Origin of the sequence: Corynebacterium sp. ACRPZ (assembly GCF_022346205.1) — a bacterium.
Taxonomy (GTDB): domain Bacteria; phylum Actinomycetota; class Actinomycetes; order Mycobacteriales; family Mycobacteriaceae; genus Corynebacterium; species Corynebacterium lehmanniae.
On the sequence record NZ_JAKRMR010000007.1, the window covers coordinates 1 to 23,454 of the forward strand.

Sequence of the window (23,454 nt, forward strand, 5' to 3'; positions counted from 1 at the left end):
TCAGGTTGCCGTCGCCATCAACAGGCACCTCACGACGCTCACCAGTGGTGGAGTCAACCAACTCAACCTTGTCAACAATCTCCGGATCAACCGAGCCAGACACCGAACCCGTATCACGCGTCGGATTGAGATTCTCCAGCTTGGTGTCGCGGTCCTTCTCCACCGTCACCTGCTGCTCAGCAGGCGCGGTGTAACCATCCTTCGGAGTGACGACAACCGTGTAGTCGCCCGTGGGAACCTCATCCAAATTCAGGTTGCCGTCGCCATCAACAGGCACCTCACGACGCTCACCAGTGGTGGAGTCAACCAACTCAACCTTGTCAACAATCTCCGGATCAACCGAGCCAGACACCGAACCCGTATCACGCGTGACCGTCACGTTGGCGATAGCTTCACCATCTTCAGGCACGTTAACCGAGGTGTTGCCTTCAACCGTGTAGCCGTCTGGGGCATTGACTTTCACCGTGTATTCGCCGATCGGGGCAGCGTCCAACGTAAACGAATTATTCCGCGAGCCAAAGGCGTATGTCACCCCGTCGTGAACCGCATTAATCTCAACCGGGGTATCCGTGCTGAGGTTCACCGTCAATTTGCCGCGCTTAGAAGAAATCTCGAAGTTCTTCGTCTCCGTGCCGTTATGTGTGACGGTTGCCGACTGACCACCGCTTACTGAGTACCCTTCAGGAACGGTTGTTGCGACTACTTCCACGACATAATTGCCGGTCGGCAGGTCCGAAATCGAGTAGGTGCCATCGACGACATCGACCACCTCGGAAACGCCTCGGGTCGCGTCATCGTTGCCGGTCGCTCGAACTTGGAGATTCGCCCCACTAGGAACATTTGACACCGAACCGTTAATGGCGCCGGTCTCGCGCTGCGGCGTGAGATCACCAAGCCGGGTGTCCTCACCAGCCTTCACCGTCACCGTACGATCCGCAGGCTTCACATACCCATCAGCCGGATCAATCACCAAGGTGTAATCCCCCTCCGGCAACTCACCAAATTTCACCACACCAGTGGTGGCATCGATCGACGCTGTGTAGCGCTTACCCTGCGCATCAACCAGTTCAACCTTGCCAACAGCCTCCGGATCAACCGAGCCAGACACCGAGCCCTTGGAGTAGGAGATAACTCCCGCATGACCAGCCGCATTATCAAGATCAGTCCAGTCAGGGTTCCCGTCACCATCGACTTTGACGGTTCCGTCTGCATTGAGCCTCACCGCGGAAATCAGGTTCGGATCCGCAGCAAACCGCACCGAGCCTTTAGACTTCATGTCTTCGATTGGCTCATCCAGCTTAAAAACGAAGCCGCGACCGTCGGCATCAGGCACACCGATTCCGGAAATGGATTGTTCGTATGTGCGGGATTTGCCTTCCCGGTCCGTATACCCGTAGCGATAAACGGCCTCAACAGGGAATGACTCGGTTACGGTGAACTTCTTGTTTTTGTACTGCTGAGGATCCAACCTCACATGGAAGGTATCGATTTTACCCGGCACTTCCCCAAGGTCTGAGAATACAGAGTAAAATTCGTCACCCTTGTCGTAATTTACTGAAGCTGTCACTGCCATTCCTGTGGCAGCATTAGCCGTTTGCACCCCGGCAAGCCCGGATCCTGCACCCCCAACAACACTCGGCACAGTCAAACCACTCAGCGCCAACGACACCGCGGTCATGCCGGCCATTGCGGTGCGCTTGCCGGAGAAGCCGCGGCGTGCGGTAGAGGATGCGTTGTAGCGCGCAGGGTTCGAAGGTCCCTGGGCAGCAGCGTCCGAGTTGAACTCGAACGGGGAGGAAGCGTTCTTCAAGATGGCTCCAATGGTTGGTTTTGTAAATGGGAGAAATTCGAGGAAGAAGTACATAGAACACACTTCTCCCGCGGAACTGCCGTAAAACCTACCAATTTGGACAGCTGCTTTCAAGCAAGTGGCAACCCTGAAAGGGCAGTTAATCAGGCCTTTTTCAGATTCAAACGGTTTTCTAAAGTTCCTAATAATGAACGCTTAGGCGCTACCGAAACCTGAGAGAAATGAAAACGCCCCGAGCGGGATGCTCGGGGCGTTCAAACAGACGGTGCGCCCGGAGGGATTCGAACCCCCAACCTTCTGATCCGTAGTCAGATGCTCTATCCGTTGAGCTACGGGCGCGTATTCAGTTCGTTGCCGTGTGGACAACGAAGAAGAACATTACACCCAGGTGAACTCACCACCAAAACAGCAGGTCAATCCGGCAAACAACATCCCACCTACAAGCCGAGTACCGCCTTGGCAATGGCGAAGTAGATCACCAGACCGGTCGCGTCGCAGAAGGTGGAGATGAACGGGTTGGAAAACACCGCCGGGTCCGCGCCGACGGTCTTCGCCACGATCGGCATGAGCCCGCCAACGGTCGCGGACATGGCGCAGACACAAAATAATGTGCTTCCTATCACTATTCCGATGTCTTGGCCGAAAACGGCCCACGCGATGGCCAATCCGAGCACGCCCAGCACTGCTCCGAGGGTGGCGCCGACGCGCAGTTCGCGCCACATGACTTTCAGAATGTCGCCTTTGGTGACGTCGTGAAGCGCGAGTGCCCTTGTCACCGTCGTGGCCGCCTGGTTGCCAGTGTTGCCGCCGGTGCCGGTGAGCAGCGGGATAAACAGAGACAGCACGGTCACCTGCGCGAGCGTGCCCTCAAACACGCCGAGGACCTGCACCGTCAGGATCGCGGAGAGTGCCAGCACCAGCAGCCACACAATGCGCGAGCGCACCAGCTTGAGAACCGGGGTGGAAAGGTACGGCTGCTTCAGCGACTCGGAACCGCCCTGGCGCGCAGTGTCCTCGCTGTCGGCGTGCTCCACAATGTCTTGGGCCTCGTCGAAGGTGAAGATGCCCATGAGACGGTTGCCGTCGTCGACCACCGGAAACGCGAGCTGGCCGGATGAAAGCAGGCGGCGGGCGGCGTCCTCGGCGTCGTCGCTGACCTGCACCGCCGGGCGCTCCCGCATCACATCGCCGACTCGGGCGTCCGGCGCCGCCTTGAACAGGTCGCGAAGCCACACCACGCCGCACAGCGTGCGCTCCGGATCCACCACGGCGATGGTGTAGACGGTCTCAAAGTCATCCGCCTGAGCCCTGAGCTTGTCGACGACGTCCCGCACCCCCTCACCCGGACCAACCGCCGCCACATTGGGGCTCATCGCACGGCCGACCGAGCCCTTCTCGTAGCCGAGAATGAGGTTGGTGTCCGCCCGCGCGTCCTCGTCCAGATCCCCCAGGAACCGCTCCGCGATCTCCGCGGGCATGTTGTCCAGCATGCGCACGCGGTCCTCGGCGCCCAGCGCGCTGAACAGGCCGGCGACATCTTCGCGCCCGAGCGCCTCCACGATCTCCGCCTGGTGGGCGGGATCAAGCGCGTCGAAGGCCGCCGCGGCACGCTCTGGCGGCAGCAGGCGGATGAGCACAGCGCCGCGTTTCGACGGCTGCCGCTCCACCACGTGCACCACATCGTGCAACGGGATTTCTGCCAGCTCCTCGTGGAGGCCGTCCAGGTCGCCGGAGTCCAGCCGGTGCCGGTTGAGCTGCTTTTCCAGGTGCGCGATCGCCGCCGCGTTGGCCGTAGTCACACGGTGAGGGTACCCACACGGACAGTTTTTGTCTCAGACGCGTTGCTTCTTGCCAGATGTATGCAAAAATCTACGCGTGATCTGCGAAACGCGTCACATGACGCTGATAATCCGCTGAACCCCTAAAGGAGCCACCATGGCAAAGTCCGTTCGTTCCCGCCGTACCGTCATCGCGGCGGGCGCCCTGTCCCTTGCCCTCGTGGCACCGCTTGTCTCCCCTGTCCAAGCCCAGGAGACAACCACGCCGACGAGTGATGCTGAACCGGCGCCGGCGGAGCAGCCGTCGACAAGCGAAGGCACCTCTGCCGCCACCTTCGAGCAGCGCTTTGACACCGCAAACTTCTGGAACGCCGATGAAGCTGTAGTCGAAGGGCTGCAGCTACAGCCCGGCGACACCGTCGCACCGCGCGCGAACACCATCTTCAACTGGGGCTTCAACAACAACGACGGCACGCTGACCCTAATCCGTCCGAAGTCCACCGCCGCCTTCAGCGCAGGTAAGAAGGACATCCCGGTGCGCGTGACCACCGCCGCTGGCGAGACCTTTGACACGACGCTGCGCGTCAACATCATCGACGAGCGCCCGGGCGCCGAATGGGAAAGCCAGCTGACCTCCCGCTACCCGATGGACTTTGAGAAGTCCACGTCAGCGCAGTCCGTCGAGGGAATCACACTGCCGGAGGGCGTCAGCGTGTCCAAGAACGGAGCCGCGCTGCCGACTGGCTGGTCCGTCTCCAACGACGGCACCACCGTCCGCGTCACCCCACCAACCACGTTCAAGGAGGGCGACTTCGACCTTCCAATTGAGGTGAACGACGGAACTGACAAGTTCGAGGCCACTCTAAAGATTGCGGCCAAGAACCCGTCAAAGACACCCGCAGAAACGGCTGGCACCGTCGCTAGCATCCTCGGGCCAATCCTGGGCAGCCTGATCGGTGCCGGCACCGGTGGCGCTCTGCTCGGCGGCCTGGGCGACATCATCGGTGGCCTCACTGGCGGTAACGAGGGCGGAACCGGCGGTAACGGGGGTGGAACCACCGGTGGCGAGGGTGGAACCAGCGGCGGCGGTGCTGGACGCTTGATCAACGTTGTGATCACCAACAACGCGAACCCGTCCAACATCGGCAACAACAACGGCAGCCCGAACGTGGTCATCACCGACAACGTCAACCCGCGGGACAACCTGTCCAACAACGGCAACCCGTCCGTGGTGATCACAAACAACGCCAACCCGACGGTTGAGATCAAGGACAACCTGTCCAACAACGCCAACCCGGTGATCACTGGCAATGCCAACCCGTCCGTAGTCATCACGGGCAACGTGAACGACAACCTGCGCGAGAACGGTTCCAACAACTCCGTTGTGGTGACTGACAACGCGAACCCTGTTGTCACGGGTAACGCCAATCCGGTCATCACGGGCAACGCGAACCCGGTCATTACCGGCAACGCGAACCCTGTCGTCACCGGTAACGCGAACGACAACGGGTCCAACAACTCCGCCGTCGTCACCAACAACGCCAACCCTGTCGTCACCGGTAACGCGAACGACAACGGGTCCAACAACTCCGCCGTGGTCACCAACAATGCGAACCCTGTCGTCACCGGTAACGCGAACGACAACGGCTCGAACAACAGCGCCGTCGTCACCGGCAATGCGAACGACAACGGTTCCAACAACTCCGCCGTGGTCACCAACAATGCGAACCCGACGGTTGTCGTCACGGGCAACGCGAACGACAACGGCTCGAACAACTCTGCTGTGGTGACCAACAACGCCAACCCGACGGTTGTCGTCACGGGCAACGCCAACGACAACGGCTCCAACAACAGCGCCGTGGTCACCAACAATGCCAACCCGACGGTAGTCATCACCGACAACGCCAACGACAACCTTCGCGACGCCGGCTCGAACAACTCCGCCGTAGTGACCAACAACGCCAACCCGGAAGTGCTCGTCACTGGCAACGCCAACGGCGGCTTGGTGGGCTTCGGCTCCTCCCGCAAGCGCCAGGACGAAAACGGCGATCACCTCATCGACGCGAACGTCGGCGTTGACGGCGGTTCCTCCGACCCGCGCTGCATCGCGTCCCTGGTGGGCCTGGGTCTCCCGCTGGTCGCGCTGATCCCGCTCGCGCTGGCTGGCCAGGTTAACGTCCCAGGCCTCAACGACGCTGCCAAGCGGGCTGAGCGCGCATTCAACGACGCTGCCCGTCAGTTCAACGTCGAGCCCGCTCAGCTCACCGCCGCTGGTGGCGCGGCCGTTGGCGTCGTCGCTGCCCTACTTGTCACCGCAGCCGTCCGCACGTGCATCCCGCGCGTCAACGGCGTCGATGTCACTGTCGGCGGCAGCAGCAGCGGCAACAACAAGCCGGCCGAGACCGTCGCCGCCCCGGTGGTGGAGACCCGCCAGAGCTAACGCGACCGAACCCTAGCCCCGCCCACCGGCGGGGCTTTTCGCTACGTACCCCGACACTTCGCGGCCGAATCTGTCAGAACGCCCCCATCGCCCCAGGTCACTACAAATGCCCGCCGTGATCTGTCAGGAACCACCGCGAACTAGCAGACCCACCAACCCCACCCAAACCCCACAAACGCCGAAAACCCCCGCCAAGCAGGGGTTTCCGCACGAAAAACAAGAGTGCGCCCGGAGGGATTCGAACCCCCAACCTTCTGATCCGTAGTCAGATGCTCTATCCGTTGAGCTACGGGCGCGGTGGCGGAGATGACAGGATTTGAACCTGCGGCCCCCGTCAAGGGGGCAACTCCTTAGCAGGGAGCCCCATTCGGCCACTCTGGCACATCTCCAGACCTTGCTCCACATTACTCTGTCGGCCCCGCGCGTCCAAATACACCCCGAAACGCCCTGGGCGAAATCCGTATACTCGGTCGCATGAAAATCCACACTTGGCTCACCTCCGGCCTCGCCGCCCGCGATACTTCAAATGACCCGTCTGATTACTTAGTTTGGTTCCCGGCCAACCTGGATTCGCTCACTGCTGGCCCGTTGGTGGGTGAGAGCGCGTCCGTGCCGTTCTATTTCACCCCGAAGACCTCCGCGCTAGCTAAGTCGGCGGACGGCATCGTCCTCCTCGGCGTCCCCCTCGGCGATCTCGAGGGTTCGTGGCGCGCGGACAATCTGGGCAGCTCCGTCGAGTCCGTCTCGGAGGTCGCCGGCCTGCTCGGCGACAACTTCGCGTACCGCAACGACGGTTCCGCGGTGGTGCAGCTGCGCGGCGAGTTCCCGATTGAGAAGGTGCAGGTCGTCGCCGGCCAGAATCGCCCGGATACGAAGCGAGCAAAGGATTTGCTTATCGACGTCCCTTCGGACTTCCCGGGCACCCGCCAATTCCACACCATGCCAGAGCTTTTCCCGGACGAGATCGTCTAACCGACGTCAGCAACAGAAAAACCGGCCAGGCGGGTAGCCTGGCCGGTTTTCGCTGTTACTTAGCGGTTATGCCGCGTCCTTGCTGGAGGACTGGCGGCCTTCCGCACCGGACTCCTTGGCGGAGGAGCCACCGATGGAGGTGAAAGCCTCACCCTTCTCGTTGGAGCACCAGTCGTAGAGCACGCCGCCCGCGGCGATCAGTCCGATGATGCCAGCGGCGACGGTGCCGAAGCGCTGGACGTTCGGGTCCTGGCCGAGCTCCGCGATACGACGGTTCGCCGCATCGATCTGGCCGCGCAGCTCAGCGAACTGGTCGTTGTCGCGACCACCACGGCCGCCCTGGCCCCAGTCCGGGGTGTTGCGGCGCATGGCCTCCTGGAACTGCGCGTTGATCTGGTTGACCTGCTCGTTGATCGCGCCCATGTACGGACGGGCAATCTCACCGCCGAAGGCACCCAGCAGCGCCACCGGCACCAAGTACAGCAGCGGCGAGCGCACCGCGTTGGCCACGCAGCGGTCGAGGGTCTCAGTCGACGAGCCCTTCTCCGGCTGTGGTGTCGGCTCATCAATCGGCGGGGTCGGCTCGCCCGGCTTCGGCTTCTGCACGCCAAGGTCGAGGTCCAGGTATTCCTTGCCCTCTTCCACAGTGACCTTCTGGGTCACGCGCTTCGGGTCGGTCGGCTTCCAGTCGCGCGGGCGGTACTCAATCTCGTAGTCGCCCGGCTCGACGTTGACCTTCCAGTTGCCCTCCTCGTCGGTGACAGTGCGGGTGACCTCGTTGCCGTCGGCATCGCGGACGATCACGGTCACGTCAGGCACGCCCTCAGTCTCGTTCGGGTCTTGCTTGCCGTTGCCGTTGAGGTCGATCCACACGCGGTCACCGATGGTGCCCGGCTTGATTGGCTCACAGTCACAATCCGGATCGACCTTCTTCAAACCGAGATCGTAGGAGTCGTTGTACTCGTTCGGCTTCACCGTCACCTTGGAGACCAGACCAGACTCATCAGAGCCCGGAACCTTACCGGTGACCTCCCAGCCTTCCGGCTTCACAAAGCGAATGTCGTACTCAGCGTCCGGGTTCAGACCCTCAATCTTCCAATCACCGTTCTCATCGGTGACTGCGGAACGGGTCGGCTCACCCTCACGGGACACCAACACCACGACGTTTTCAAGGCCCTTCTCGTTCTCGCCCTGCTTACCGTCACCGTCCTCGTCGTTCCACACACGGTCACCAACAGAACCAGACGGCAGAACACCGAGGTCAACGTCGTCACGCTTCTCACCCGGTTTGATCGTCACAGTGCGCTTGACCTGATCCGGCTGCGACGGGGTGTGACCACCCGGAACGTACTCAACAACGTAGTCACCCGGCTCGACGTCAACCTTCCAGTTGCCGTCCTCATCAGTCACCGTACGAGTGACCTCGTTGCCCTCCGGATCCTTCACAATCACAGTCACGTTCGGAACACCCGTCTTCTCATTCGGGTCTTCCTTGCCGTCACCGTTCTTATCAATCCAGACACGGTCGCCGATCGTGCCCGGCTCCATCGGCTCGCACTCGCGACACGTATCAATCTTCTTCAGACCAAGATCGTAAGTGTCGTTGTACTCACCCGGCTTCACCGTCACCTTCGAAGCCAGACCGGACTCATCCGAACCCGGAACCTTACCGGTGACCTCCCAGCCCTCAGGCTTCACAAACCGGATGTCGTACTCCACATTCGGGTTCAGACCCTCAATCTTCCAATCACCGTTTGCATCGGTGACTGCAGAACGCGTCGGCTCACCCTCACGGGACACCAGCACAACAACGTTTTCAAGGCCCTTCTCGTTCTCGCCCTGCTTACCGTCGCCGTCCTCATCAACCCAAACACGATCACCAACAGAACCAGACGGCAGGATGCCCAGGTCGATGTCATCGCGCTTCTCGCCAGGCTTGATCGTCACCGTGCGCTCGACCTGATCCGGCTGCGACGGAGTGTGACCGCCCGGAACGTACTCAACAACGTAGTCGCCCGGCTCGACGTCAACCTTCCAGTTACCGTCCTCATCAGTCACAGTACGAGTGACCTCGTTGCCCTCCGGATCCTTCACAATCACAGTCACATCCGGGACACCCGTCTTCTCATCCGGGTCCTCCTTACCGTCACCGTTGGTGTCCTCCCAGACCTTGTCTCCGATGGAGCTGCGCTTCGGCGCTTCCGCAGTCGTGGTGGTGTGAATTGTGGTTGGCACCGGCTCCGGGACCTTCTCGGTCTTAGTCGTAGTGGTTGGCACCGGCTCCATGACCGTGATGGTCTCGGTCTTCGTTTCAGTTACCGGTTTCGCAGTTTCCGTCTTGGTAACCGTTTCCGGCTCACAGTCGCACGGAGTCGATACGGTGGTCGTTTCCGTGGTCGTGGTCGGGACCTGCTGCGTGGTCGTGGTCGGGACCTGCTGCGTGGTCGTGGTCGGGACCTGCTGCGTGGTCGTGGTCGGGACCTGCTGCGTAGTTGTGGTGGGGACCTGCTGCGTGGTCGTGGTCGGGACCTGCTGCGTAGTTGTGGTCGGGACCTGCTGCGTGGTCGTGGTCGGGACCTGCTGCGTAGTTGTGGTGGGGACCTGCTGCGTGGTCGTGGTCGGGACCTGCTGCGTAGTTGTGGTGGGGACCTGCTGCGTGGTCGTGGTCGGGACCACCTTCGTCTTAGTCGGAGTCGTTGTCGCAGTTACCGTCTCTGTTTGCGTCGTAACTGCAGTACTAGACGGGGTTGTTGTCACCGTCGTTGTAACCGGATCCGGATACTCAGTCGTTGTCGTGACTTTAGTAACCGTAGTCGTCGGCACTTCAGGACCATTCAGGTCGAGCTCATCTACAGCGTAATCTTCAGCAATTCGGTCGGTGCTCCCGCTAGAAAGGAAAACGCTGTGCTGAAAGTTGTCCCAGCGATCGTATGTCGGTCGAGCCGGATCGCAGGCACGGTCAGTCACTTTCTGTGTGACCGAGACAGTTGTCCCATCAGGGATCCAAGACGTACCGGCGTAGTAAACAGGTTGCTCGCTGACGAAGGATGGGTTCTTGGTAGTTGAATCGAAAGGCCAGTTGAGCGTCATCTGCCAATTCACCGAAGGAAATTGTTCAGCAGGCGGATCTTGCAGAACGTTTCCGACGTGATCCAGAGGCTCTGCGCCCGAAAGAATCTGCTCGGTTATGTCTCTGCCACTCGCATCCCGGAAAGTCAGGTCCAGCTCACCAAGCTGAATGCTTTCTAGGTTCGACCCGAACCGAATTTCCCCAAGCCATTCCCCATAGCCTCCGCCATGAAAGGTGTGGGACTGAGTCGCCATCGCAGAACACGTACCGTCGATATGTTTCAGGTCATAATCGTCGTTGACCTGCCACCCCTTTTCTGGGTAAATACGCCCGTATACCAGTTCCTCAGCTTTTAATTTCTGAGCCCCCTCCTCAGGTGTGACCGGCAGAGTTACTGAAAATTTGCTGCCAGCGCCTGCGGTCGGCTGATCACCGTTTTTGAACTCGACGCGAAAATCGCCGTCTCCGTAGTCCAGAACGTTTACTTCCCGTCGGACACCATCTTCCCACTGAAAGTCATCTGCGGTCGGCTTGCGTGAAAGGGAACCACCCGTTACACCCAAGACCACAGAAGCGTAAACAAAGTCAGATTCGCCATATTGCTGGCCGTCGGAACCAACAGGCTGCGGAGCGGTTAGTACCCCCTCAAATGTAGCCTCATATCCATCGCCTACTTTCGAAATGGAAGCATCGGAAGCCTGCACTGTCGGCTCCGGACCATCCGGATCACCTGCGGCATTCCGAGTGCCTTCCGGAAATTCCAGTGTTGTCGGCGTGTAAGCCCCCGCAACCGGCGGCACCGCAACCCCGCCGATGCCCAGCGCCACTGTGCTGACTACCGCGGCGACGCTGCGCCACCAGCGGTTATTCCTCGTGTTTGGTCGTTTATTCTCGCTCATCCATGCCCTCCACATCAGCGAGTAATGCTTTTTGAAACTAGCTTTCCCGCTTCACGCCAGCGCAGAAAACGGGAGTGACAGAGACTTTACACCCGACCAGAAGTCCTCCCCTAGACTCTTCCCATAAATTCATTTACTTTTGACAAAGCGAGGGAAACCTGAAGGCGTCGTTAAGCAAAGGCCCCCGAAAAGTAGTTGGCGGAGACGGCGGGATTTGAACCCGCGGAGGGATAAACCTCGCCGGTTTTCAAGACCGGTGCATTCGGCCGCTCTGCCACGTCTCCAAGTCGCTGAAAAGCGACGGGTTCACTTTACAGCATGTAAAAACGGGCCCCACCATTCGGCGGAGGCCCGTCTTCGTAGCAGCGATTAGAAGTGGATGCCGTACTTCGCAGCTGCAACGCGAGCCGCATCCGGGATGGAGATACCCGGGCGCTGCTGGGTGACGGTGAACACCTCAAGGATGGACCAGATGAAGGCTGCGGAGGACATGAGGCTGAGGATGGTGTAGATCATGAGGATTCCTTTACATTAGGAAACGAGCGGAACACCCGTAGCTTAACCCGCATGTCAGCTGTGCGCAGTCTGTTTGCGTAATTAATTCATCACTGTAAATGACACCCTCCGACTGGCTACCCTGGGTCGCATGAAAGCAATCAATGAAGAGCTCATGCTTTACGACGCCCAAAGGCCCACCCCGCAAGACGGCGAAGTCCTAGTCAAGGTCGTTGCCGCCGGCGTGAACCGCGGCGACCTGATGCAAGCTGCCGGGAAGTACCCGCCGCCGAAGGGCGAGTCCGAGATTATGGGTCTGGAATGCGCGGGAATCATTACAGACCCGGGCACGACTGGTCGAAAGGAAGGCGAGGAGGTCGGCTGCCTGCTCGCTGGCGGCGGGTACGCCGAATACGTCACTGTCCCGGAAGGTCAGCTCACACCCATCCCAAAGGGCCTGACTGTCGAGGAGACCGCCGGCGTGGTCGAGGTGGCGTGCACGGTGTGGTCGAACCTGGGCATGATCGCCGGCATCAAGGAGGGCGACCGCGTGCTCATCCACGGCGGCGCGGGCGGCATTGGCTCCTTTGCCATCCAGATGTGCAAGGCGCTCGGCTGCGAGGTGGCCGTCACCGCCGGCAGCCGAGAAAAGCTCGAGTATTGCCGCGAGCTCGGCGCCGACATCCTGATCAACTACAAGGAGCAGGACTTCGCCGAGGAGCTGCCCGGCTGGGCCGACGCCATCCTCGACGTGGTTGGCGGGCCGTACCTGGAGCAGAACATCAAGACGCTGAACACGGACGGGCACCTCATCGTCATCGCGGTGCAGGGCGGGCCGAAGGGCACACTGTCGCTGGGGCGGATGATGCCGCGTCGCCTGTCCGTCACCGCCACCACCCTCCGCGCACGGCCGCGCCCGATGAAGGCGGCCATTGTCGCCTCCACGGTGGAAAACGTGTGGCCGCTCATCGAAGCCGGGAAGATCACCCCGAACATCTCCCAACGCTTCCCGCTTGAGGACGCCAAGCTGGCCCACGAGCACCTAGATTCCGGCGACAACACCGGGAAGATCCTGCTGGTGGTTTAAGCCAGAGACGCCACCGTCCGCACCAGCTGCTCAATGTCGTTCTGGGTGTTGAACGGCGACATGGCGATGGTCACTGCGCCGCCCATGTCGGCGACGCCCATGTCGTCGAGAAGCGGGGTGGCGCACGTTTGTGTGGCCACGATGCCGTTGGCAAGCAGCCGCTGCAGCACAGTTTTGCTGGGCACGCCCGTCACGCCGAACGCCAGGCGCGGGATGCGCTCCACGCGCGCGTCCGCGGCCGCCTCGCCGCTCACACCAACGATGTGCACGGCGGGCAGGGTGCCCAGGAACGTGTGCAGGTCATCCCGCAGGCCGTTGAGGTAAGCGCTGGTTGCGTCCAGGGAGTACTTCAGGCGGTTGCGGCGGGTCGCACGGCCAGAGAAACCCTCCACCAGCGAGGCGTAATGGTCCACCACCGCCGGCACTGCGCCCGCCAAGCCCTGAGAAACCTCTAGGTCCAGCGCGTCCATGTCCAGGCGCTTGAACATGGCGGTGTCGCGGAAGATCAGCGCGGCGATATCCGGCCCACCCAGCTGAGCGATGTCCACCGCGGCCACGTCCGCGCCCCAAGCCTCGAGGTCAACGGGCCGGTAAGGGGCGTACGCGGTGGCGTCCACAAGCACCCACGCCCTCGACTTCGCCCGCACCGCCTCCACAATGTCGGCGACGCGCACCACGTTGCCCAGCTCCGCGTGCGCCGCCGGCACGGACACCAGGCGGGTGGAGCCGTCCGCGATCTCGCTGTACTGCCACGCCGGCAGATCACCGGTGGCCAGGTCCGCCTGCGCCCACGCCTCATCCAGCCCGGCGCGCCGCAACCGCTTGGTCAAATGCGGGCGGTCCAGCGGGTTCAGCACGATAGAGGAGTTGCGGCGCAGCATCGGCTTCATCGCGTTGACCAGCGCCGAGTACAGCGCAGGCACGCTCGGGCCCAGCACCACCTGGTCCGCCGCCACACCGGTCAGGTCCGCGATGGCCACCCGCGCCATCTCCGGGTACTGCACGCCCTCCGGCTGGCCCAGGGCCTCCTTCGAGTGCGATCCCAGCACCGGCTCCGGCGGCGGCACCAGCGCCGCGCTGCGGAAGCTTCGCGAGACCGCCGTCGCCACCTTTTCCGGCACCTGCGGCTGCGTGTGGGCGTTCAGGTACGTCCAGCCGCTACCGAGCGATGTGTAGAGTCCACGCACTCCCCACACGTCATACGCCACGGCCGACCTCCCTTCAGGCAAGAATGCCCCAATTATGCACGCCCGTCCGACACGGCGCACACCGCCAGCTCGGGTGCGCAAATGCAGTGCACTAGGGTGATCTGCGTGCACAACGAAGATCAGCTGCGCCAAGACGTCGCCCGCATGACCAGCCCTCCGGGCGAAGACACGCCGCCGTCGAAGTCCAAGACCTTCCGGCGCGCGTTCGACGACCTCATCCGCGGTTGGGGCCAGCACGAACTCTGGCTGCAACTGGGGTGGCAAGACATCAAGCAGCGGTACAAGAGGTCCACCCTCGGCCCGCTCTGGATCACCATCGCCACCGGCGTGATGTCGCTGGCGCTGGGCCTTCTGTACTCCATGCTGTTCCAGATCGACGTCGCGGAGTTCCTCCCCCACGTCACCGTCGGCTTCATCGTCTGGGGCTTCATCTCCGGCTGCATCAAGGACGGCGCGAACGTCTTCATCGAAAACGAAGGCCTGATCAAACAGCTCCCGTCCGCCCTGTCGGTGCACGTCTACCGCCTGGTGTGGCGCCAACTGTTGTTTTTGGCGCACAACATGGTGATCTGGCTGCTACTGGTGCTGATCTTCCGCATCCCACTGACCCTGCACACGCTGCTGTTCATCCCCGGGCTGGCGCTGCTTGTGGTCAACGGCGTGTGGGTGGCCATGTTCTTCGGCATGGTGGCCACCCGCTTCCGCGACGTCGCCCCGCTTCTCGAGGCCCTGGTGCAGCTCCTCTTCTACGTCACCCCGATCGTCTGGACCACCCGCACCCTCAAGGACCAAGGCGGCGAGGTCGCGCAGCGCGCCATGCTCGCCGAGGTCAACCCCCTCTACCACTACCTCGAGATCGTGCGCGCCCCGCTTATCGACGAACCGTTGGCCGCCTACCACTGGGGCATCGTCCTCGCCTGCACCGTTGCCGGCGTCCTAATCACCCTGCTGGCCATGAAGCGCTGGCGCTTCCGCGTACCGTACTGGGTTTAGGAGGTTAGGAGTTTCACATGGTTTCCATTGACACCTACAACGCCTGCGTCGACTTCCCCATCTTCGACGCCAAGTCCCGCTCCCTGAAGAAGGCCATGATGTCCTCCGCGGGCGGCAAGATCGGCCAGAACGCCTCCAACACCGTGGTCGTGGAGGCGCTGCGCGACATCAACCTGCATTTGAGGGAAGGCGACCGCGTCGGCCTGGTCGGCCACAACGGCGCCGGCAAGTCCACCCTTCTGCGCCTGCTGTCCGGTATCTACGAGCCCACCCGCGGCGTCGCCGACGTGCGCGGCCGCGTCGCACCCGTCTTCGACCTGGGCGTGGGCATGGACCCGGAGATCTCCGGCTACGAAAACATCATCATCCGCGGGTTGTTCCTGGGCCAGACGCGCAAGCAGATGAAGGCGAAGATGGACGAAATCGCGGAGTTTTCCGAGCTCGGCGACTACCTCAACATGCCCCTTCGCACCTACTCCACCGGCATGCGCGTCCGCCTGGCGCTGGGCGTGGTCACCTCCATCGAACCTGAGATCTTGCTGTTGGACGAGGGCATCGGCGCCGTCGACGCCGCCTTCATGGCCAAAGCCCGCGTCCGGCTCGCCGAGATGGTGAAAAAGTCCGGCATCCTGGTCTTCGCCTCCCACTCCAACGACTTCTTGGCCCAGCTGTGCAACACCGCCCTGTGGGTGGACAAGGGCGAGATCCGCGAGGCCGGCCTGGTCGCCGACGTCGTGGGCGCGTACGAGGGCCCCGAGACCGGCGAGTACGTCGCGGAGCTGGTGGAGCGCTTCCACGGGGACGGGGATGACACTTCGCGGCCGAATCTGTCAGACGGCCGCTAAACCCCCAGGTCGCCGCAAACCGCCGGCGTAATCTGTCAGGACTGAATCGCGCAGATCAGCGCCTCGAGCTTCTCCAATAACTTGTGCAACGACGCCGAGGTGAAGCGCAGCACCCGCCACCCGCAAATGGTGAGATCGGTGTTGATCTCGGCGTCTTTGTGCCACTGCTTCGCCTCGCCGTGGTGGGCTCCGTCGTACATGATGCCGATCCCGAGTTCTGGGATGGCCAGGTCAAACGTGGTCACGATCTTACCGCCGTCCCGGACAACGACCTGTTCCTCCAGCCGCAATCCAAACTTGTCGCACACCATCTGGGTCAGCAGGCGCATCTCGGTCTCTTTCGGCGAGTCCGCTAGCTTGCTCGACTTCGCCAGCGCTCGAGTGAGCCACCGCTGGCACACGGTCCCTGAGCTCGCTTGCATGATGTCCGCTGGGTCGAGGTCCAGGTGGTGCCGCACGCAGTCGACGAGCGTGATCGCTTCCACCAGGTCCAGGCTGTGGCCTGCGAAGGTGCGGTCATTGCCTTGCGACGACCTCCGGATCTCCCTCAACACCTGCGCCGTCGCCGCCGCCGGGCTGGCCACCTTCAGCGCGTAGCCACAATGGCTAACCTGCCAAACGTGCTCGGGCTTGCACCCCCGGCGCACGATCGACGGCTTGTAGATGTTGCCGTGTGAGTTGCGTTCCGCGGATGGGTCCATGAGCACAGTGTCCTTGCCCTCCACCCGGTACCTGAGCCCATACAGGGCGAGCGCGCCATGGGCGAGGACCACGGTTGAAGGGTTCTCTATGCCGAAGGCGACGGCGCGGTACGCGGCGGGGACTTGGTAGATCACTCCCCGCGGGTGGTTTCGCGAGTCCGCCCTGGCTAACTCGTAGGGTCTCTGCTCCCGCGCGAGCATGTGGAATCGCGCGCTCACCTGCATCGTTTGCATCCCCTGGGGCAGGTTGCCGGCGGGGAGCAGACTGTTCTCTGGACCGACATTCATCCCGTTGTAAAGATTCGCCATGCCTACTTAGACGTGAAGAATGCGCGTTTGGATCCCTCGGGCACAATAAAAGGCATGACTGCGTTGAATCCGAACGGCACGACCGCCGCCGTGATTGTCACCCACCGCCGCGTTGACCTGCTGAAACACTCGTTGGAGCAGGTGGTCAACCAGACGCATCCGGTGGATTGGGTGATTGTGGTGGACAACGGGGCGCAACCAGAGGTGCGGGAGGTTCTCGACGACCTCGCGGCCGACCGCGCCGTCTACCTGCCCTCCCACACCAACCTGGGCGGCGCGGGCGGGTTCGCCTACGGATTCCTGCACGCCCTGGCCCTCGGCGCGGACGCGATCTGGTGCGCGGACGACGACGGGCGGCCGAAAGACGAGCACGTCCTCGAAGAGCTGTACCGGGTCGCCCAAAAGCACCAGCTGGCGGAGGTTTCCCCGGTGGTGGCCAACATCGACGACCCGGAAAAGCTGGCGTTCCCGCTACGCCAAGGCACCACCTGGCACCGCCGCGTGGACCAATTAAAGGGCGACTTCCTGCCCCAGTACGCGAGCCTGTTCAACGGCGCGCTGATCTCGGCAAAGGCGATGGAGCGCATCGGCGTGCCGGATTACCGTCTGTTTATCCGGGGCGATGAGGTGGAGTACCACCGTCGCCTGGCACAATCCGGCCTCCCCTACGGCACGGCGCTGACCACGTTCTATCTGCACCCGGACGGCTCGGGCGAGTTCCACCCGATCATGGGCGGCCGCGCGCACGCGCAGTTCCCCGACAACCCCACCAAGCGGTATTTCACGTACCGCAACCGCGGCTACATCATTAACCAGCGCGGCATGAAGAAGATGCAGCTGCAGGAGGTGGTCCGCTTCGGCTGGTTCTTCCTGCTGGAGAAGAAGGACCCGAAGGGCTTCTACCAGTGGCTGAAGCTGCTGCGCCGCGGCGCCAAAGAGGACTTTAGGCGGCCATAGTTTTCTTGGCTTCGCGGAAGATCAAGTGCCGCTGCAGCTCAAAGTTGACCACGGTGGCCACGCCCTGGGCGATGACAAAGGACACGACGTTCTTCCACGGGTTGACCAGGCCCAGCGACGTCAGCGGCGAGTCCGTCACACGCCACAGCACCATCTGCACCGCAAAGGTCACCGCGTAGAGCACGAACACCGCGCTGGCCTTCTTCGCGTTGATCTTGGATTGGAAGGAGAACTTGGAGTTGAGCACGTACGCGGCGAGGGTGCCGAAGACCCAGCCCACGGCCTTGGCAAAGTCGCGCTGCCACCCCAACGGCACGTCCAGGGTGTAGGTGATGCCGAAGTCGAGGACGGCGCAGCCGACGCCGACCAAGAGGAAGGGCACGAGCTGCTGTTTCAGGGTAGAACTTGAAGCCACGGGCGAATACCCTACCCGCGCATGAGCTGGCGGTAGATATCCAGCATCTCCGCTGGGGTCCTTTCGCCGCCAATTTCATCCAGCGAAGCGAGCGATTCGGCGCACAGCGCCCGGATCTCCCCGATACCCAGATCCTCATGCCCCAGCGAGGCGAAGATGCTCTCGGCGATGTGCGCGGTCTCCCCGCCCGCGCAGCAGGTCAGTGCGAACACCAGGGACCAGAAGGCGTCGCGGGCTAAGGCGTCGCCTTCCACCGGCAGCGCCGCAATCCGCTTCCCCGTCCCCACATCCAGCGCATGCATCAACGGGGCGAAGTCGTGCCCGCGGGCACGCGCCATGAACTCGCGCACCTCGGCGCGCAGCCCCGGCACCTCGACCTCTCCCATCAACCGGGCGTTGACTGTACGGATGTCGAAGGGCGCCGCGCCGAACGCCCCCGAGCCTGCCACGCACACGGACGGCGGCGTGGACTCGTCGCGCGGGTACACGTTGGCCAACTGCATTTCAAAGGACCACAAGCCGTGGGAAAAGTGGGTGGAATCACCGGGGGACTTTAGGACGTCGCAAAGCAAACGCCCCTGTGGCGCATCCGCACCCACACCCTCGACGCCGAAGACCTCCCCCACGATCTCGCAGCAATCCGCGATGGTCGCGTCCTCGTCGATGCCCACCCACCGGTACACAACGTCATCGGAGACCAGCCCAACGCGCACAAGCAGCGTCGCACCAGCCCGGCGCTCGGTGAGGCGGATCACCGGCGCGAGGTGGTCTGAGCGGTAGAGGGTGCTGGACATGGCGCCCAATATAGGCTTTCTTTCCATGAGGAAGCATTACAAAGGCGACGACCCGCACGCGATCCACGAGGCAGCACAGCGTATCGACGCTCCGTTGTCCGACTTCATGGTCCGCCTCATGGCGGAAGAACTGCCCTTCGTGGACTCCAAGGGACGCACCCGCATCTACGAGATCCTGCGCGAGCACAAGGCCGCCGGCAAACCTGTGATTTCCAGCCAAGAAGAGCTCCCCGCGGAGATTCGTAGCATCATGGATCTGTAGTCCGGCGGTAGTGTTGTGGGCATGGAACTGACAACCCAATCCCTCTACGGCTGGGGCCGTACCGCCCCCTCTACCGCACAGGTGTTGTCCACCGCCGACGTTGACACGATCGCCCAGGCGGTCAAGCAGGTGGCCGACGAAAACTCCGAGCTTCCGGAGCATAAGCGCCGCGGTGTCATCGCCCGCGGCATGGGCCGCTCCTACGGCGACCCCGCCCAAAACGGCGGCGGCCTCGTCGTGGACATGACGCCGCTGAACCGCATCCACTCCATCGACCCGGACTCCGGCATCGTCGACGTGGACGGCGGCGTGACCCTGGACCAGCTGATGAAGGCCGCGCTGCCCTACGGCCTGTGGGTCCCGGTGCTGCCCGGCACCCGCCAGGTCACCATCGGCGGCGCCATCGGCCCGGACATCCACGGCAAGAACCACCACTCCGCAGGCTCTTTCGGCAACCACGTGCTCTCCATGGAGCTGTTAGTCGCGGACGGGCGCGTGCTGCACCTCGAGCCGACGGGCGAGACAGCCGAGCTGTTCTGGGCCACCGTCGGCGGCATGGGCCTGACCGGCATCATCCTGCGCGCCCGCATCCAGATGACGTTCACCGAAACCGCCTACTTCATCGCGGACACCGACCGCACCGACACCCTGGATGAAACGATCGCGGCCCACTCCGACGGCTCCGAGGTGAACTACACCTACTCCTCGGCCTGGTTCGACGCCATCTCCGCGCCGCCGAAGACCGGCCGCTCCACCATCTCCCGTGGCTCCTTGGCCACCCTGGACCAGCTCAAGGAGTTCGCCCCGAAGCTGGCGAAGGACCCGCTGAAGTTCAAGGCCCCGCAGCTGATGACGGTGCCGGACATCTTCCCGTCCTGGACCATGAACAAGCTGTCGCTGATGGCCATCGGCGAGGCGTACTACCTGATGGGCAAGCCCGCCCGTAACCAGGTGCTGAACCTCACGCAGTTCTACCAGCCGCTGGATCTGATCGGCGAGTGGAACCGCGGCTACGGATCGAAGGGATTCCTGCAGTACCAGTTCGTCGTGCCCACCGACGCCGTGGAGCCGTTCAAGGACATCATCTACGACATCCAGGCGTCCGGCCACTACACCGCCCTGAACGTGTTCAAGCTGTTCGGCGAGGGCAACCAGGCGCCGCTGTCCTACCCGATGAAGGGCTGGAACGTGTGCGTGGACTTTCCAATCCGCCCGGGTCTCAACGAATTCCTGGACCGCCTGGACGACCAGGTCATGCAGTTCGGCGGCCGCCTCTACCTGGCTAAGGAGTCCCGCACCTCCGCCGAGAAGTTCCACAAGATGTACCCGGAACTGCCCGGCTGGCTGAAGACCCGCCGCGAAATCGACCCGACCGGCGTGTTCGCGTCCGACATGTCCCGCCGACTCGAGCTGAACTAAGGAGAACCGACCATGTTGAATGCAGTAGGCCAAGCCCAGCACATCCTGCTCCTCGGCGGCACCAGCGAGATCGGCCTGGCCATCGTCGCCGAGCTCGCCTCCCGCGGCGGCAACCCCACCGTCACCCTGTGTGCGCGCAAGGACTCCCCGCGTATCGACGGGGCTATCGCCGAAGTCCAGCGCGCCGGCGCGGGCCACGTGCGCCTCGTGGACTTCGACGCGCTCGATTTCGCCTCCCACCCGGCCGTCATCGACGCCGCGTTTGAAGACGGCGACGTCGATGTCGCCGTGGTCGCCTTCGGCACCCTCGGCGACCAGGAGCAACTCTGGCAGGACCAGGCGGCGGCAGTCGCGTCCGCGCAGACCAACTTCACCGCCCCGATGTCCGTCGGCGTCCTGCTGGGCCAGCACATGAAGCGCCAGGGCCACGGCACGATCATCGCCCTGTCCTCCGTGGCGGGCCAGCGCGTGCGCCGCTCCAACTTCGTCTACGGCGCCTCCAAGGCCGGCATCGACGGGTTCTACCTGCAGCTCGGCGAGGCCCTCAAAGACGACGGCGTGACCGTCACCGTGGTCCGCCCCGGCCAGGTGCGCACCAAGATGACCGACGGCTTGGATGAAGCCCCGCTCACCGTGAACAAGGAAGACGTCGCCGAGGCCGCCGTCGAAGCCGCTCTGGCCGGCAAGTCCTCCGTGTTCGTGCACAAGCTCTTCGGCCCCATCTCGCTGGTGCTGAAGGCCATCCCGGCGCCGATCATGAGCAAGCTGAACTTCTAGTACTGCCCGCATAATTCAGCCGCGATCCGTCCTCGCTGACGGATCGCGGCTGAATTTGTCAGACGGACCCTATATCCCCAGGACGCTGACTTTTTCTGCCTGAAAGTGTCAGGACCACTTAGTCGTTCGCCCGGCCCATCCCGAGCAGCACCTTCTCGCGCAACCGGCCGGTCCCCAGCACCGCCAGGACGCAACCGACCAGCGCCACCACAACGAGCGCGCCGAACAGCGCCAGTTTGTCCAGCACATCGACGTGGACCACGACCATGATGGTGCCCATCAGGCTGCCCATGCCGAACCCGAGCAGCGCCACCACCAGCATGGGCACCCCAACCTCGCGCACGGCCACCTTGGTGTGGAAGGCTGCGGGCGCGCCGATGAAGTAGAACGACTTGGTCAGCTGCTTCTGCTCCACCACGCTCAGCGCTTGGGTGAGCAGCGTGGACGACACCATCAGCACCGTCGCGAAGACCACGGTGATAGCCACACCGGAGGGGATATCACCCGCGATCATCTTCAGGGCAGGGGCTTCGTCAATTTCAGGTACCGCTGAGAACCAGCCGCCAATGCCGCCGATAAACGCCACGAAGTAGAGCGCAGTCACGCGTTTCCAAGTGGTTTTAGCGCCGCGGCCCACCCGGCGCGTGGCCACGTAGTTGGCAGCCCCGGGCACCCGGTAACTCAGCCGCGCGAGCAGCTGGATCACACCGACCGCGATCAGTGCGTTGACGGTGAGAATGCCGCCGGCTACGACCAGCACCACCACGAATTCCAACGCGTCTGCCTCCGGTGCGATGGTCAGCGAACTCAGGTAGCGGTACAGCACCACCGCGCCAGCCACTGACAACACCAGCGTGATCACGCTTTGGCCCTTCGGCGGGATTTTCTTGGTCACGCCGAGTGGGGTAACCGCGACTCGTCGCAACGCGAGCCACACGGAGCACGCGGCCAGGATCAACACCACGATCCACGCGGCGGGGATGGCCCACCAGGTGAACATCTCCCAGGCGCCGACCCGCTTTTCCTGGAACGTCAGCAACGACCATGCCGGGCACGCGACCACGTACAGCACCGACCCCAACACCAACCCGACAAACGCCTGGCGTAGCGATTCCAGGATCATCATCCCGCGCACCTCGCCGGCCGTCGCGCCGATGAGACGAAGCACCGCTAGGTGTTCCTCGCGCCCGCCGAGATTCGCCCTGGCGGCCTGGGTGAGCAGACCCAACAGGCTCGGCACGAGCAGCACACTGGCGAACAACGCGAGAAATACATAGGGCAACGAGATTGGTTGGCCAAGGTTCTGCTCCATCGCCACGAGCGCCTCGTGCGGGTGCATGTTGCGCGCCACGAACATCCAGGTGCCGCCCATGAGGGTGCACAGCATCCAGGTCGCCACCGTCACCGCAACCAGCGACAGCGCACGAACCCAGCGCTCGCCGATCTGCCGCTGCGAGCGCCCTTCGCTTGTCTGCGACACCGCCGACCGCATCAACGTCACCGAACTCATAGCGCCACCTCCGAGTGGATCAGGCCGTCGCGGATTTCAACGCGGCGGCTGCACCAGTCGGCGATCTTCGGGTCGTGCGTGACCACCACGAGTGCCACTCCGAATTTCTGGCACACGGCCACGATTTGCTGCATAACTTCGTGGCCGGTGGCCTGGTCCAACGCCGCCGTCGGCTCGTCAGCGAAGACCACAGACGGCGGCCCGGCCAAGGCACGCGCGATGGCTACGCGCTGTCCCTGCCCGCCGGAGAGCTGCCCCGGGTACCGGTCCACATAGGCACCCAAGCCCAGGCGTGTGAGCATGTCAATGGCTTCGTCGTGTGCTTGCGGCCGCGGCACTCCGCGCATGATCTGCGGCAGGGCGACGTTTTCGGTGGCGGTCAGCTCCGGCAGCAACTGGCCGTCTTGGAAGATGAAGCCGAAGTGCTCCAGGCGCAGGCGCGAGCGTTCAGCGTCGCTCATTGCGGCCACATCGCGGCCGTCGAAAAGCACCTCGCCCTGGTCGGGCACAAGCACGCCGGACATGCAGTGCAGCAGCGTCGATTTGCCGGAACCCGAGGGTCCCATGATGGCCACGGATTCGCCGTCGCTCACCGTCAGGCTGATGCCTTCGAGGACCCGCTGCTGGGGGAATGACTTTGTGATGTCTCTGAGTTCAAGCATGGTTTCTATTTCACAGGTGGTCGCGGCTAAGCACTATGGTCCTGACTCCCG

19 protein-coding genes and 4 tRNA genes are annotated in these 23,454 nt (G+C 62.9%); 9 read left to right on the forward strand and 14 right to left on the reverse strand.

Annotated elements, in window-relative coordinates:
- From MHX64_RS06170 to mgtE, 3 genes are all read right to left on the reverse strand, one after another.
- The coding region (locus MHX64_RS06170) for a collagen binding domain-containing protein (protein WP_239356369.1) at positions 1 to 1,864 on the reverse strand (1,864 nt) is incomplete at its 3' end.
- 212 nt (positions 1,865 to 2,076) lie between these two features.
- A tRNA-Arg gene (locus MHX64_RS06175) sits at positions 2,077 to 2,149 on the reverse strand.
- A gap of 98 nt (positions 2,150 to 2,247) precedes the next feature.
- A complete protein-coding gene (gene mgtE, locus MHX64_RS06180) occupies positions 2,248 to 3,609 on the reverse strand; it encodes a magnesium transporter (protein ID WP_370642086.1) in 1,362 nt (453 codons plus the stop codon).
- A 136-nt stretch (positions 3,610 to 3,745) separates the two neighbouring features.
- Here mgtE and MHX64_RS06185 point away from each other — a divergent pair, with 136 nt between their 5' ends.
- Positions 3,746 to 6,028 carry a hypothetical protein gene (locus tag MHX64_RS06185; protein WP_239356368.1) on the forward strand — a complete coding sequence of 761 codons (2,283 nt, stop codon included), beginning with the start codon at positions 3,746 to 3,748 and terminating at the stop codon, positions 6,026 to 6,028.
- A gap of 223 nt (positions 6,029 to 6,251) precedes the next feature.
- Here MHX64_RS06185 and MHX64_RS06190 read toward each other — a convergent pair.
- Both MHX64_RS06190 and MHX64_RS06195 read right to left on the reverse strand, forming a co-directional pair.
- Positions 6,252 to 6,324, reverse strand: a tRNA-Arg gene (locus MHX64_RS06190).
- 2 nt (positions 6,325 to 6,326) lie between these two features.
- Positions 6,327 to 6,417: transfer RNA gene (locus MHX64_RS06195), tRNA-Ser, on the reverse strand.
- Between the two features lie 85 nt (positions 6,418 to 6,502).
- Between MHX64_RS06195 and MHX64_RS06200 the strand changes: the two genes are divergently transcribed.
- Positions 6,503 to 7,000 (forward strand): hypothetical protein, encoded by a 498-nt coding sequence (locus MHX64_RS06200; RefSeq protein WP_239356367.1) that lies wholly within the window; start codon positions 6,503 to 6,505, stop codon positions 6,998 to 7,000.
- 66 nt (positions 7,001 to 7,066) lie between these two features.
- Here the strand turns inward: MHX64_RS06200 and MHX64_RS06205 are convergent, their stop codons facing one another.
- From MHX64_RS06205 to MHX64_RS06215, 3 genes are all read right to left on the reverse strand, one after another.
- Positions 7,067 to 9,676, reverse strand: a complete 2,610-nt coding sequence (locus MHX64_RS06205; RefSeq protein WP_239356366.1) for an SdrD B-like domain-containing protein — start codon at positions 9,674 to 9,676, stop codon at positions 7,067 to 7,069.
- 1,489 nt (positions 9,677 to 11,165) lie between these two features.
- A tRNA-Ser gene (locus MHX64_RS06210) sits at positions 11,166 to 11,253 on the reverse strand.
- 85 nt (positions 11,254 to 11,338) lie between these two features.
- Positions 11,339 to 11,485: a hypothetical protein gene (locus MHX64_RS06215; RefSeq protein ID WP_194560012.1), complete on the reverse strand. Its 147-nt coding sequence runs from the start codon at positions 11,483 to 11,485 to the stop codon at positions 11,339 to 11,341.
- Positions 11,486 to 11,615: 130 nt separating this feature from the next.
- On the opposite strand from MHX64_RS06215, the gene MHX64_RS06220 reads away from it, so the two are divergent.
- Entirely contained in the window at positions 11,616 to 12,551 is a 936-nt protein-coding gene (locus MHX64_RS06220; RefSeq protein WP_239356365.1) for an NAD(P)H-quinone oxidoreductase, read from the forward strand.
- On the opposite strand, the gene MHX64_RS06225 is transcribed toward MHX64_RS06220, so the two are convergent.
- On the reverse strand, positions 12,548 to 13,759 hold the full coding sequence (locus MHX64_RS06225) for an aminotransferase class V-fold PLP-dependent enzyme (RefSeq protein WP_239356364.1): 1,212 nt from the start codon (positions 13,757 to 13,759) through the stop codon (positions 12,548 to 12,550). The two genes, MHX64_RS06220 and MHX64_RS06225, sit on opposite strands and share 4 nt — an antisense overlap.
- A gap of 81 nt (positions 13,760 to 13,840) precedes the next feature.
- Between MHX64_RS06225 and MHX64_RS06230 the strand changes: the two genes are divergently transcribed.
- Together MHX64_RS06230 and MHX64_RS06235 are read left to right on the forward strand one after the other, a co-directional pair.
- On the forward strand, positions 13,841 to 14,752 hold the full coding sequence (locus tag MHX64_RS06230; protein ID WP_370642085.1) for an ABC transporter permease: 912 nt from the start codon (positions 13,841 to 13,843) through the stop codon (positions 14,750 to 14,752).
- A gap of 17 nt (positions 14,753 to 14,769) precedes the next feature.
- The gene (locus MHX64_RS06235; RefSeq protein WP_239356362.1) at positions 14,770 to 15,597 is read left to right on the forward strand and encodes an ABC transporter ATP-binding protein; all 828 of its coding nucleotides are present in this window, start codon (positions 14,770 to 14,772) and stop codon (positions 15,595 to 15,597) included.
- A 35-nt stretch (positions 15,598 to 15,632) separates the two neighbouring features.
- On the opposite strand, the gene MHX64_RS06240 is transcribed toward MHX64_RS06235, so the two are convergent.
- Positions 15,633 to 16,517, reverse strand: a complete 885-nt coding sequence (locus MHX64_RS06240) for an endonuclease domain-containing protein (protein ID WP_239406323.1) — start codon at positions 16,515 to 16,517, stop codon at positions 15,633 to 15,635.
- Between the two features lie 144 nt (positions 16,518 to 16,661).
- Here MHX64_RS06240 and MHX64_RS06245 point away from each other — a divergent pair, with 144 nt between their 5' ends.
- Entirely contained in the window at positions 16,662 to 17,564 is a 903-nt protein-coding gene (locus tag MHX64_RS06245) for a glycosyltransferase family 2 protein (protein ID WP_239356360.1), read from the forward strand.
- On the opposite strand, the gene MHX64_RS06250 is transcribed toward MHX64_RS06245, so the two are convergent.
- Positions 17,551 to 17,979 (reverse strand): GtrA family protein, encoded by a 429-nt coding sequence (locus MHX64_RS06250; RefSeq protein WP_239356359.1) that lies wholly within the window; start codon positions 17,977 to 17,979, stop codon positions 17,551 to 17,553. The two genes, MHX64_RS06245 and MHX64_RS06250, sit on opposite strands and share 14 nt — an antisense overlap.
- A gap of 11 nt (positions 17,980 to 17,990) precedes the next feature.
- Positions 17,991 to 18,773, reverse strand: coding sequence for a hypothetical protein (locus MHX64_RS06255; protein WP_239356358.1), 783 nt, complete (start codon positions 18,771 to 18,773; stop codon positions 17,991 to 17,993).
- A gap of 25 nt (positions 18,774 to 18,798) precedes the next feature.
- Here MHX64_RS06255 and MHX64_RS06260 point away from each other — a divergent pair, with 25 nt between their 5' ends.
- From MHX64_RS06260 to MHX64_RS06270, 3 genes are read left to right on the forward strand one after another with little or no spacing between them, the layout of a single operon-like run.
- Positions 18,799 to 19,035: a hypothetical protein gene (locus tag MHX64_RS06260; RefSeq protein WP_194560004.1), complete on the forward strand. Its 237-nt coding sequence runs from the start codon at positions 18,799 to 18,801 to the stop codon at positions 19,033 to 19,035.
- Positions 19,036 to 19,056: 21 nt separating this feature from the next.
- Positions 19,057 to 20,454 (forward strand): FAD-binding oxidoreductase, encoded by a 1,398-nt coding sequence (locus tag MHX64_RS06265; protein WP_239356357.1) that lies wholly within the window; start codon positions 19,057 to 19,059, stop codon positions 20,452 to 20,454.
- Positions 20,455 to 20,466: 12 nt separating this feature from the next.
- Positions 20,467 to 21,231, forward strand: a complete 765-nt coding sequence (locus MHX64_RS06270; RefSeq protein WP_239356356.1) for a decaprenylphospho-beta-D-erythro-pentofuranosid-2-ulose 2-reductase — start codon at positions 20,467 to 20,469, stop codon at positions 21,229 to 21,231.
- A gap of 118 nt (positions 21,232 to 21,349) precedes the next feature.
- On the opposite strand, the gene MHX64_RS06275 is transcribed toward MHX64_RS06270, so the two are convergent.
- Entirely contained in the window at positions 21,350 to 22,741 is a 1,392-nt protein-coding gene (locus MHX64_RS06275) for an FtsX-like permease family protein (protein WP_239356355.1), read from the reverse strand.
- Positions 22,738 to 23,403: an ABC transporter ATP-binding protein gene (locus tag MHX64_RS06280; RefSeq protein WP_239356354.1), complete on the reverse strand. Its 666-nt coding sequence runs from the start codon at positions 23,401 to 23,403 to the stop codon at positions 22,738 to 22,740. Before MHX64_RS06280 ends, MHX64_RS06275 begins: the two co-directional genes overlap by 4 nt.
- Positions 23,404 to 23,454: the final 51 nt, after the last annotated feature.

Coding starts and splice junctions, on each gene's coding strand:
- MHX64_RS06185 (WP_239356368.1), top strand. CDS start 3,746: ATGGCAAAGTCCGTTCGTTCCCGCCGTACCGTCATCGCGGCGGGCGCC.
- MHX64_RS06200 (WP_239356367.1), top strand. CDS start 6,503: ATGAAAATCCACACTTGGCTCACCTCCGGCCTCGCCGCCCGCGATACT.
- MHX64_RS06215 (WP_194560012.1), bottom strand. CDS start 11,485: ATGATCTACACCATCCTCAGCCTCATGTCCTCCGCAGCCTTCATCTGG.
- MHX64_RS06220 (WP_239356365.1), top strand. CDS start 11,616: ATGAAAGCAATCAATGAAGAGCTCATGCTTTACGACGCCCAAAGGCCC.
- MHX64_RS06230 (WP_370642085.1), top strand. CDS start 13,841: ATGCAGTGCACTAGGGTGATCTGCGTGCACAACGAAGATCAGCTGCGC.
- MHX64_RS06235 (WP_239356362.1), top strand. CDS start 14,770: ATGGTTTCCATTGACACCTACAACGCCTGCGTCGACTTCCCCATCTTC.
- MHX64_RS06245 (WP_239356360.1), top strand. CDS start 16,662: ATGACTGCGTTGAATCCGAACGGCACGACCGCCGCCGTGATTGTCACC.
- MHX64_RS06255 (WP_239356358.1), bottom strand. CDS start 18,773: ATGTCCAGCACCCTCTACCGCTCAGACCACCTCGCGCCGGTGATCCGC.
- MHX64_RS06260 (WP_194560004.1), top strand. CDS start 18,799: ATGAGGAAGCATTACAAAGGCGACGACCCGCACGCGATCCACGAGGCA.
- MHX64_RS06265 (WP_239356357.1), top strand. CDS start 19,057: ATGGAACTGACAACCCAATCCCTCTACGGCTGGGGCCGTACCGCCCCC.
- MHX64_RS06270 (WP_239356356.1), top strand. CDS start 20,467: ATGTTGAATGCAGTAGGCCAAGCCCAGCACATCCTGCTCCTCGGCGGC.
- MHX64_RS06275 (WP_239356355.1), bottom strand. CDS start 22,741: ATGAGTTCGGTGACGTTGATGCGGTCGGCGGTGTCGCAGACAAGCGAA.
- MHX64_RS06280 (WP_239356354.1), bottom strand. CDS start 23,403: ATGCTTGAACTCAGAGACATCACAAAGTCATTCCCCCAGCAGCGGGTC.